Here is a 10,534-nt window from a genome sequence, read left to right as displayed (position 1 = left end):
GGCTGGTTCGGCTTCAACGGCGGCTCGCAACTGGCGGCGGACGGCGGCGCGGCGATGGCGCTGACGGTCACCCATCTGAGTGCGGCAGCGGCCTCGCTGACCTGGGCGCTCTGGGAAAAGGTGAAGTTCGGCAAGGCCTCGATGGTGGGCATGGTGACGGGGACGATCGCGGGGCTGGCCTCGATCACCCCGGCGTCGGGCTTTGTCGGCCCGGTGCAGGCGCTGATCATCGGCGCGGTGGCGGGTATCCTCTGCCAGGAGGCGGTCAACCTGATCCGCAACAAGCTGCGGATCGACGACACGCTGGACGTCTTCGCCGTGCACGGTGTCGGCGGGATTTTCGGCACGGTGATGATCGCGGTCTTTGGCCTGGGGTCCTGGGCGGCGCAGCTGGGGTCGCTGGTCGTTGTCGGGGTCTTTACCACGGTCGTGACGGTGGTGCTGATCTACCTGGTCAAGGCGGTTGTGCCGCTGCGGGTCGACGAGGAAAGCGAGGTCAACGGGCTGGACATCTCGGTGCATGGCGAACGGGCCTACGACCACGCCAGCTGAGGCGGCTGACCTGTGACGACGAACGGGCCCCGGCGGGGCCCGTTTTCCTTTGGGGAAAGGTCCAGGGGCAGGCCCGGGACGGGGTCACGCCTGGGCCAGCAACCCGCAGAAACCGGCGCGGTCGCCACGATCCACGGCCTGCCAGAGCGCCTGGGCGCGGGTTTCTCCGACAAGGGCCGCGGCCTTGGCGTGCAGCCGGGCGCGGCGTGTGTCCAGCGTCATCGGGCTTTCGAGATCGAAACTGGCCATCCGCCCCTCTTTGGGTCCGTCCAGCGTGACCAGCGCCTCGGTCTCTTTCAACTCGTCCTTGCCCACCACCTCGACCCGGTCACGCAGGGCGATCACCGCCGGATCGGCGCAGAGTGCGTCGCTATAGGTCTCCAGCGCGGCGGTGTCATGACCCAGGAGCGCCAGCGCGACGGCGGTGCGATAGCTGAACTTGGCGCCAAGCCCCGTGGTCGGCGCGGGCAAATTGCAGACGGTGAGCCAGCGCGGATGGGTGAAAACCGTGATCCCGGTGATCTGCGCCGGGTCCAGATCGGGCATCGTGGCCAGCGCCTCGAGCGTGGCGTGCAGCCCGTGACAGCAGGCGTGGAACTTGTGGCTGAGGCTTTCCAGCAGCGCGCCCGACGGCTGGTCCGTGCTGCCGTCGCAGAGGTGGGTCTGGACAAAACCGTTGGTACAGTCGAGCGCGTCCGGGTTGGAAATGAAACCGCGCGCGGCAAGAAAGGCCGCCTCTACCCCGTTGGCGGCGGCGATGCCGGCGTTGAAGGGTTTGCCCATCGTGCCGAACTGCGACTTGAGGCCGGAGGCGCGGGTGGCGGTCAGACCAAGCGCATGCAGGCATTGATCCCCGGTCAGGTCCATCAGTTCGGCGGCAGCGAGGCAGGCACCGAAGGCCCCGGCGGTCGCGGTCTGGTGATAGCCCGCCTGGTAGTGCGACCGGCCAAAGCGCAGGCCGAACCGGACAGAGGCCTCTGCCCCCAGGCGCGCGGCGGCGAGGATCTGTTGCAAGGGTTTGTCGAGCCTCTCGCCCACCGCAAGCGCCGCCGGCAGAACGGCCACGGAGGGGTGCCCGATATGGGCGAAATGCGTGTCATCATAATCCAGCGCGTGCGAGGCGGCGCCATTGACCAGCGCCGCGGTCCGCATCGGCGCCCGTCCACCGCCGAAAAGCGTGGCCTGCGGCGTGCCGCCCTCGTCCTCGGCCAGGGCGCGGGTCAGTTGCGACACCGGCTCTCCCTGCCCCGCGATGCCGCAGGCGGCCCAGTCGAGCGCGGAAAGCGCCATGATGGCGCGCGCGGTCTCGGTGTCGGCGGCGCGGGCGGCCTCGATGATCGGGGTGAAAGGGGATGTCATGGGGCGCCTCCGGCTGTGGTCCGCGGCGCAGACTAGCCAGATGCCCGGCGAGGTAAAGTCACTCTGCCCCGTCGGGTCCGGTGACGCTGCGGGCGGCGGCATAGGCCGGGGCGGCCCGTTGCAGGGCGGAACACGCTGGCGCCGGCCCGCCGGGCAGGCCCTGCGGGGGTGCCGGGCCGTTCAGGGCCGCCTGTTCGGGAGTCTGTTCGGGAGTCTGATCGGGTGCCTGGCCGGGCGCCTGTTCGGACGGCGGGTCACGGCGGCGCCGGTCGCCCTGCCCGCCCCTGCCCTGGCGGTCCTCGGGGCGCCGGTCCAGCCCGTTGATCGCCGCCGCCGCAAGCCTGCCGGTCTGGCTGGTCGAGACGACGGGCGGCGGGGCGGGAACGGGCAGCTGTGCAGAGGGTGGCAGGACCGCGCCCGTGGCCATCGGCGCCCCGGCGCCATTGGGCGCGGCCCCTGAGGGCGCGCCCTGGGCGGCGGATTGCGGCGCCTGTCCGGGCGGCACCTTTTGCGCCGCGTTCCTGGCCGCCTGCGGCAGGCCGATCAGCTGTACCAACGGCAGTTTCAGCGCGGCAATGTTGAAGACGGCGGGCATGAGCGGCTCCGAAACAGAGGTAACGGCCTGTTCGGAGATACGCCGGAAATCGGGCGAATTGGGGGCGAAGGCCCCCGGCAAGGGGGGATTCGCGAAAGCTGGTTAACGGCGCGCAGGTGGCGCCGGGGCCCGTGCCAAGCCCCCACCCATGTCACCCATACAGCTCTGCGGCGCGGCGTTCGAAGGCCCGCACGATGCGCTGCATGGCATCGTAGAAGAACATGCCCGCCGCCCCCTGCAGGATGCGGTTGCGGAACTCGAAGTCGACGAAGAAGGAGATCTCGCAGCCGCCCTCGACATCCTTGAACCCCCATTTCGACACCATGTGGTGAAAGGGGCCGTCGAGGTATTCCGTGTCGATGCGCATGTCGGCGGGCCAGAGCGTGACGCGGCTGCCGAACTTTTCCCGGAAGACCTTGAACGAGATCACAAGGTCGGCAAGCATCACCTCGTGGTCGCCCATCTCCTGGCGCGAACGGATGCGCGCCGCGGCCGTCCAGGGCAGGAATTTCGGGTAGGAGGCCACGTCCCCCACCAGGTCATACATCTGCTGGGCGCTATAGGGCAGCTTGCGGGTTTCTGAGTGGGTCGGCATGTCGCTCTTTTCGGGACTGAACAATGCGGCGGGATTTCGTATTGTCGGGCGGGAATTTCAAGGGAAAGCCATGACAAAGCGTCCTTATGTCGTAGACGAGATGATCTCGGCCAAATCCATCGCCGCGCGGATCGAGGCCCTGGCACAGGAGATCGACCGCGAGTTCGCCGACACCGACAAGTTGGTGGTGGTGGGCCTGTTGCGCGGCAGCTTCGTCTTCATCGCCGATCTCGTGCGCGAATTGCACCTGCCGGTGGAGGTCGATTTCCTCGAGGCCTCGTCCTACGGAGACGGCATGGAAAGCAGCCGCGAGGTGCGTATCCTCAAGGACCTGCGGTCGGGGATCGAGGGACGCGACGTGCTGGTGGTCGAGGACATCATCGACACCGGCTTTACCATGAGCCATGTCCTGCACATGCTGAGCGGGCGCGAGCCGCGCAAGCTGAAGGTCATCGCGTTGCTGGACAAGCCCACGCGGCGCGAGGTGGAGATCAAGGCCGACTGGACCGGCTTCGAGATCCCGGACGAATTCGTCGTGGGCTACGGCATCGATTTTGCGCAGCGCAACCGCAACCTGCCCTATATCGGCAAGGTCCGTTTTACCGACTGAGCACTGGGGTGCCTGACCGGCTGCCTAAGATGCATCGAAAGGGCATTTTTGTCCGCCGCGGGTTTGGTGTCAGGCTGCGCCCGGGGGGATTGGCATCATGGCGGTCATCACGGTCACATCGCTTGGGGACGTCACGGCAGACGACGGGCTGACCACGCTGCGCGAGGCGGTCGAACAGGCGGCCTCGGGCGACACGGTGGTTTTCGACGCCGCTCTTGCCGGCGGGCGCGTGGAGCTGACGCAGGGCCGGATCGGCATCGAGAAGGACCTGACCATCGACGGCGATGTCCTGGGGGCCGACCGGCGTGCCGACATCACGCTGGATGCCAATGGAGTCGACCAGATCTTTGCGGTCCGGGGCGTGTCCAGCCTGACGTTGAACGCGCTGGTACTGACCGGTGGATCGGTCGGCGGCGGCGGGGCGGTCTATATCGCGGGCGACGCGACGCTGATCGTGGAGGCCTGTACCTTCACCGGCAACGCGGCCCCGAACGGCCCGGGCGGCGCGATCTGGAACAACGGCACGTTGACGATCACCGACAGCACGTTTGCCTACAACCATGCCTTCGGCAAGGGTGGCGCGGTCTTCAGCCAGGGGGTCATGACGGCGACGAACACGACCTTCACCAACAACACGGTTATTGCGGGCTATCCCGGCGAAGGCGGCGCGATCAGCGCCAGCGGCAATGCCAGCACCCAGTTGACGCTGATCGACTGCACGGTGACCGACAATGTCGCGGCGGGTACCGGCGCCACGGGCGGCGGCATTTTCCAGCAATTCGGGTCGATGGCGCTGACCAATACCATCGTCAGCGGGAACACGGCGGATATCGGCCCCAACGTGACCGGCGATTTCACCGACAACGGCGGCAACGTGATCGACGGCGACCGGGCGCTGATCTTCGGCACCAACACGCTGGCCTACAACGGCGGGCCGGTCGCGACCGTGGCGCTGGTCGACAGCGCCACCAACCCGGCGCTGGACGTGGGCGTCTCGGCCCTGGCGGACGCGCGGGGCAAGCCGCTTTACGATGTGCCGGGCGTGGGCAATGACGGCAGCGCCTTTGCCGATGCGGGCGCCTACGAAGTGCAATGCTTTGCCGGTGGAACGCGGATCGCCGTACCCGGAGGAACGCTGCCGGTCGCAGAGCTGCGGACCGGCGACATGGTCGACACCGCCGACGGCATCCCCGTGCCCGTGCTGTGGATCGGACGGCAGAGCGGCCCGCCGCGCGCGTTGCAGGCGGTGCGCATCGGTGCCGGGGCGCTGGGGCGGGGCCTGCCCCTGCGCGACCTCGTGGTGACCGGCGATCACGGCCTGGTGCTGGACGGCACGGTGGTCAACGCCGCGGCACTGGTGGATGGCGCGGGCATCCGCTGGATCCCGGCGCGCGACCTCCCCGCCCGGATGACATGGTATCACGTCGAAACCGAGGCCCATTCGGTGATCCTGGCCGAGGGTGCCCCGGTCGAGACCTTCATCGACTTTCGCGGCCGCCGCGCCTTCGACAATTTTGACGAATACCTTGCGCTATACGGCGCCGAGCGGATCATCCGCGAGATGCCCCTGCCCCGGATTTCGGCCCGCAGGCTGCGGGCGCAGGGATGCCGGGCACAGGACGCCTGAGGCTCAACGCGCCTTGAGGCTCTCGGCAAAGGCCCGCGCCGTGGCGCGCCGGGTCTCGTCGAACCCCTCGGCGATCTCCTCGCAGTCGGCGGCGGCATCCCCCTCTTCCAGGCTGTGCCCCCAGTCGAGGCCCAGCAGGCAATAGCCGTAGCCCTTGACCGGATCGTGCCAGAATCCCTCGTAGTCCTCCCAGGCGACGAACAGGCCCAGTTCGAAGGCCGCCTTGGCCACGCCCTTTTCTACGCCCATGCGATAGAGAAGGTAGGATTTCAGCAGGTCCTGCGCGATGCCGTCGTTGCCCTCGTACAGCCAGGCGAGGTCGGGAATCGATTTCGTGTCGCCCGCCGCCACCGCGCGTTCCAGGTAGAGGCGGCTGAGGTCCACATCCCGCGCCACGCCATTGCCGTGGTAATAGGCATAGCCGACCTCGCGCAGCCCGTTGAAGGTGCCGGCATCCGCCCCCTTGCGGTACATCTCCAGCGCCATGACCTTGTCCGCCTCGACGCCGCGACCGTGGAAATACATGTCACCCAGCAGGTTCCAGCCCTGCGGATAGTCCAGCGCGATTGCCTCTTCGGCCAGGGCGCGGGTCTTGTCATAGTCGATGCCGAATCCGTCGTGATCGTTCTGCCAGAACAACGCCATGTTGAAATGTGCCCGGGCAAATCCCTGTTCGGCGGCACGCCGGTACCAGTCCAGCCCGGCCGCCGGATCATAGGCCAGCCCCCTGCTGCCGTCCTTTTCGGTCAGGCTGGCGCCCAGGATGTTCTGCGCCACCGGGTCGCCCGCCTCTGCCGCGGCGCGCACGGTATCCCAGATCCCCTCGTAGCGCCCGTTCAGCCAGGCGTCGCGCGCTTCGGCCAGGGCTGGAGAAATTTCCCGGTCAAGGGCGCCCTGGGCGGATGCGGCCAGCGGCCAGAGCGCGATCAGCGCGGCAAGGAAACGGGACATGGCAAAGGACTCCGTGAAAAAAGACGTTATCTGCAGCAAGGATAGTCAGGCGGTTGTCCGCCGGTCAAACGCCAAGGATGCTGCGCGAGCTTGCAGATCACACCTGCGCGAGAGCACATGGTATCCGGCAGGCAAGAATGTGATTGTCACATTGGCCTGCGATATTATGCTGCAGGTATTCAACACAGGGAGATACCCATGAAAACTCCATTTGCCGCACTGGCGCTTCTGGCCGTTCTAGGCACCCCCGCCCTCGCACAGGACCTTCCGCAGCCGGTCAAGGCACGCCAGGGCCAGTTCAACATCATGGCGCTGAACCTGGGCGTCCTGGGGGGAATGGCGCGCGGCACGGTCGAGTATGACGCCGAGGCGGCACAGGCCGCAGCCGATTCGCTGGTGGCCGTGTCGTCGCTGTCGCAGGGCGCCATGTGGCCGGACGGCACCGACGACGGATCGATCGCCGGCACCCGCGCCAAGGCCGACATCTGGGGCAACATGGACGACTTCGCGTCCAAGTGGGCCGACTTCGGCGAAGCCGCCACCGCGATGGCAGCCGCCGCCGGCACTGGCCGCGATGCACTGGGCCCGAACATGGGCGCGCTCGGCAATGCCTGCAAGGCCTGCCACGACACCTATCGCGCGCCCGAGTAAGCCGCGGTGCGCAGCTTTCTGAAACTTCTGGTCCTGGCGGCGATTGTCGGCGCCGGGATCGGCCTGTGGGTGACAGCCCCCAACCGCGTGGACGCGGCCCGTTTCGACGGGCTGACCGGCGATGCCGCGCGCGGCGAGACGGTGTTCACCGCGGCGGGCTGTGCCTCGTGCCACCATGCCAAGGGGTCCGAGGACAAGCTGCTGCTGACTGGCGGAATGGAATTCGTGTCGGATTTCGGGACCTTCTATGCCCCAAACATCTCGCCCCATCCCGAGGCGGGCATCGGCGGCTGGAGCTTCGAGGATTTCGCCAACGCGGTGACGCGCGGCGTGTCCCCGGAAGGTCAGCACTATTACCCTGCCTTCCCCTATACCGCCTACACCAAGATGCAGGACCAGGACCTGAGCGATCTCTGGGCCTACATGCAGACACTGGACCCCAGCGACGTGGCCAGCAAGCCGCATGACGTGGGTTTTCCCTTCAACATCCGCCGCTCCGTCGGCGGCTGGAAGTTCCTCTTCATGTCGGATGACTACGTGATCGAGGCCGCGGACAACGAGCGTGGCCGCTATCTCGTGGAAACGCTGGCCCACTGTGCCGAATGCCACACCCCGCGCAACCCGCTGGGGGCGCTGGACAAGGCCCGGTGGATGGGCGGCGCGCCGAACCCCTCGGGGAGCGGTACGATCCCCGCGCTGACACCGGACAAGCTGGACTGGTCCGCAGCCGACGTGGCCTATTACCTCGAATCGGGCTTCACCCCGAGTTTCGACGCGGTGGGGGGCCACATGGCCGAGGTGGTCGAAAACTTCGCCGCTCTTCCGGCAGAAGACCGCGAGGCGGTGGCCGCCTACATCAAGGCCCTGCCGCCCCTGGACGAATGACCCCGGTCAATTGATCCCGGGCTGAACCCGCGCGCCGGGTTCAGCCGCCTTCCCCGCCTTCCCCAAACGCATCAGCCACCGCGCCGCGGGGATGCAGCTATTGTGCTTGGGGCGGGTGCGCCGGCCTGTCAGGGGGCGAAACAGGCGAGGGAGGGAACCGGGGAGAAAGCCGGCTTTCGCTTTGGTGAGTCCCGAGCCGAGCGACACCTGCCAAATGGCGTGCAAAGAAACGAAAGCGTCAGGCATCCAAGGTCGGATTCAGCCTGCGGCAGCAGGCCTTTGGATCACGCCCCGGTCGCGCCCTGTGCCTCAGTTGGCGAGGCGCGCCTCGCGGGCCGCGCGCAGCCGCGCGAAATCGTCCCCGGCATGATAAGAGGAGCGCGTCAGCGGTGTCGCGGACACCATGAGGAAGCCCTTGCCATAGGCGGCTTTCTCGTAGTTGGCGAATTCCTCGGGGGTCACGAAACGGTCGACGCGGTGGTGTTTGGGCGTGGGCTGCAGGTATTGGCCGATGGTCAGGAAATCCACGTCCGCCGCGCGCATGTCATCCATGATCTGCGTGACCGCCTGCCGGTCCTCGCCCAGGCCCACCATGATGCCCGACTTGGTAAAGATTGACGGGTCGATCTCCTTGACCCGCTGCAACAGGCGCAAGCTGTGGAAATAGCGCGCGCCGGGACGCACGGTCGGATAAAGGCCGGGCACGGTTTCCAGGTTGTGGTTGAAAACGTCGGGGCGCGCGGCCACCACGATCTCGAGCGCCTCTGGGCCGCATTTCAGGAAATCCGGCGTCAGGATCTCGATCGTTGTGCCGGGGGCCCGGTGGCGCACGGCGCGGATCGTCTGGGCAAAATGCTCGGCCCCGCCATCGTCCAGGTCGTCGCGGTCGACCGAGGTGATAACGACGTGGTTCAGGCCCAGTTTCTGCACCGCATCCGCCACGCGGCCCGGCTCGAACACGTCGAGGTCATCGGGCCGCCCGGTGGCGACGTTGCAGAAGGTGCAGCCGCGGGTGCAGATCTCTCCCATGATCATCATGGTGGCGTGGCCCTGGTTCCAGCATTCGCCCGCGTTGGGACAGCCTGCCTCTTCGCAGACGGTGACCAGGTTGTGCTCGCGCATGATCCGGCGCGTCTCGGCATAGCCTTTGCCGCCGGGCGCCTTGACCCGGATCCACTCCGGTTTCTTCGGCTGCGCATTGTCCGGGCGATGTGCCTTCTCCGGGTGGCGTTCGGCGGGCATTTTGAGATCGCGCACGGAAATTTCCCCTCATGTGGCAAGGACCTTACCCTTACTACCGTAATGCAGGGGGCGTTTCCAGAGTACCCGGCCGCAGTCCCTGCGGCCTATCCCCGATGTTAACGATTTCCCCCTGCACCTTTCCCCGGTGTTTCAAAAGCTTAGGCCCCGGAGCGGCGTGATGCCGCCCCGGGGCCATGCAAGAGGTGTCTGTCGGGGTTGCCCTGGGGGCAGAGCTTGCGTCAGCGGATCAGGTCACCGCCCCCCTTGCTGCGCTCCTCGTAGTGGCGGCGCAGACGCTGCAGCGCGATGCGCAGCACGATCTTGCCCGACCGGGCCGACCAGCCCAGCCGTTTTTCCGTGGTCTCCAGCCCTTCGAGATAGCAGCAGCAGCGCAGCGCCACGTCCCCAAGGCCGGGGCCCAGGTCGCGCAGCGCCGCCTGCAGGCGGGCCTGCGCGGCTGCGGAGCCGCTGTCCTCCTGCCCGCCGGGGGCCGTGACAACACCGGCGGTCAGGAACTGGTCCCAGTTCTGCGCCGTGCGCGGCCCCATCTGGGCCAGCTCGAAATCCTCGCGCAGACGTTCGCCCGCGGCGATGAGTTCGTCGGACAGGAAGGGTTCGCCATCCTTGCTCCGGCGCCGCCCCAGGGCGGTCAGCGGGCTTTCGGCTAGCATGTAGCGCCCCTTGCGGGCCCGCGGATCGCGCTCGACCTCGTCCAGCGCGGCCTCGGCGTCGCGCCCGGTCTCGAACCCGGCCTGGGCCTCGGCAAAGCCGCGAACACGGCTTTCCTGTTCGGCGACAAGGCGGTTGAGCGCCGCGCGCCCCGCCGAGGTGATGCGATAGCGAGAGATCCGCCCCGGCGCATCGCAGCCGATCCAGTCCTTGAGCGCCATCGCCTGGGCAACGGCAACATCCACCACGGCGGTGCGCGTGCTGCCGCCATCGCCGGTGTCGCGCACGACCACGGCCTTGTCCATCTCGACCGCAACGGCCAGCACTGCGCCGCTTTCGCACAATCGGCGCAGCACGCGCCGTGCCTCGCGGGCGAGCGTGGCCTCGTCCGGCGGCGTGGGTGTCATGGCAGCGTTCATCGGGTCCGTGTCCTTTCTGGTCTCTTGTGCCGGATCCGTTTCCCCGGCAGCCCCCAGGTTGCACAAAGCCGCATCAACCAAAGGATCGTCCCTGCGGGTCTCGATCCTGCGCACCTGTCGCAGGACGGTCGACGCGTGGCACCCAGCTTGCCGCGCGAGTTCCCGGATCGAGCACCCCTGTTCGGTATGCGCAAGGTAGACGCGCGCCGCATCGGGCACCCAGTTCGGCAGATGATCCGCCGGGATGTCGAGCCGCGCGTCACGCATGGGCGCATACTGAAAAAGGGGTAATTTCCACAGACTTATCCCCAGTGGCAACTTGAGCAACCTAAACGTGTGTTCCTTACTGGACAGTTAACAGAACACCGCAAAAGTGATT

Annotated in this window: 11 protein-coding genes; 5 read left to right on the top strand and 6 right to left on the bottom strand. The window is 67.4% G+C overall.

All coding sequences use genetic code 11. The features are described 5' to 3' along the window. Window positions 1-552, top strand: a 552-nt coding sequence (locus tag PVW46_RS26390; protein ID WP_443137067.1) for an ammonium transporter, incomplete at its 5' end; no start/stop codon positions are given. An 84-nt stretch (window positions 553-636) separates the two neighbouring features. Here PVW46_RS26390 and PVW46_RS26385 read toward each other — a convergent pair. The 3 genes from PVW46_RS26385 to PVW46_RS26375 form a co-directional block, all read right to left on the bottom strand. Beyond that, on the bottom strand, window positions 637-1,911 hold the full coding sequence (locus PVW46_RS26385) for an MmgE/PrpD family protein (RefSeq protein ID WP_069209839.1): 1,275 nt from the start codon (window positions 1,909-1,911) through the stop codon (window positions 637-639). Between the two features lie 58 nt (window positions 1,912-1,969). Further along, the gene (locus PVW46_RS26380; RefSeq protein ID WP_069209840.1) at window positions 1,970-2,506 is read right to left on the bottom strand and encodes a hypothetical protein; all 537 of its coding nucleotides are present in this window, start codon (window positions 2,504-2,506) and stop codon (window positions 1,970-1,972) included. A 151-nt stretch (window positions 2,507-2,657) separates the two neighbouring features. Further along, window positions 2,658-3,101 carry a type II toxin-antitoxin system RatA family toxin gene (locus PVW46_RS26375; RefSeq protein WP_069209841.1) on the bottom strand — a complete coding sequence of 148 codons (444 nt, stop codon included), beginning with the start codon at window positions 3,099-3,101 and terminating at the stop codon, window positions 2,658-2,660. Between the two features lie 70 nt (window positions 3,102-3,171). Between PVW46_RS26375 and hpt the strand changes: the two genes are divergently transcribed. Together hpt and PVW46_RS26365 are read left to right on the top strand one after the other, a co-directional pair. Then, entirely contained in the window at window positions 3,172-3,711 is a 540-nt protein-coding gene (hpt, locus tag PVW46_RS26370) for a hypoxanthine phosphoribosyltransferase (protein WP_043139779.1), read from the top strand. A 97-nt stretch (window positions 3,712-3,808) separates the two neighbouring features. Further along, entirely contained in the window at window positions 3,809-5,338 is a 1,530-nt protein-coding gene (locus PVW46_RS26365; RefSeq protein WP_069209842.1) for a Hint domain-containing protein, read from the top strand. 3 nt (window positions 5,339-5,341) lie between these two features. Here PVW46_RS26365 and PVW46_RS26360 read toward each other — a convergent pair whose 3' ends face one another. Beyond that, window positions 5,342-6,289, bottom strand: coding sequence for a tetratricopeptide repeat protein (locus tag PVW46_RS26360; RefSeq protein ID WP_069209843.1), 948 nt, complete (start codon window positions 6,287-6,289; stop codon window positions 5,342-5,344). Window positions 6,290-6,487: 198 nt separating this feature from the next. Between PVW46_RS26360 and PVW46_RS26355 the strand changes: the two genes are divergently transcribed. Next, the gene (locus tag PVW46_RS26355; RefSeq protein WP_043139783.1) at window positions 6,488-6,940 is read left to right on the top strand and encodes a c-type cytochrome; all 453 of its coding nucleotides are present in this window, start codon (window positions 6,488-6,490) and stop codon (window positions 6,938-6,940) included. 6 nt (window positions 6,941-6,946) lie between these two features. Then, entirely contained in the window at window positions 6,947-7,825 is an 879-nt protein-coding gene (locus PVW46_RS26350) for a cytochrome c (RefSeq protein WP_043139786.1), read from the top strand. 309 nt (window positions 7,826-8,134) lie between these two features. Here PVW46_RS26350 and lipA read toward each other — a convergent pair whose 3' ends face one another. Continuing rightward, window positions 8,135-9,082 carry a lipoyl synthase gene (gene lipA / locus PVW46_RS26345; protein ID WP_043139788.1) on the bottom strand — a complete coding sequence of 316 codons (948 nt, stop codon included), beginning with the start codon at window positions 9,080-9,082 and terminating at the stop codon, window positions 8,135-8,137. Window positions 9,083-9,306: 224 nt separating this feature from the next. Beyond that, the gene (locus tag PVW46_RS26340; RefSeq protein ID WP_052244382.1) at window positions 9,307-10,422 is read right to left on the bottom strand and encodes a DUF6456 domain-containing protein; all 1,116 of its coding nucleotides are present in this window, start codon (window positions 10,420-10,422) and stop codon (window positions 9,307-9,309) included. Between the last annotated feature and the right edge of the window lie 112 nt (window positions 10,423-10,534).

The sequence above is a fragment of the Mameliella sp. AT18 genome (genome assembly GCF_028807275.1).
GTDB classification, from domain to species: domain Bacteria; phylum Pseudomonadota; class Alphaproteobacteria; order Rhodobacterales; family Rhodobacteraceae; genus Antarctobacter; species Antarctobacter albus.
This window is presented reverse-complemented; position numbering and strand designations above follow the sequence as displayed.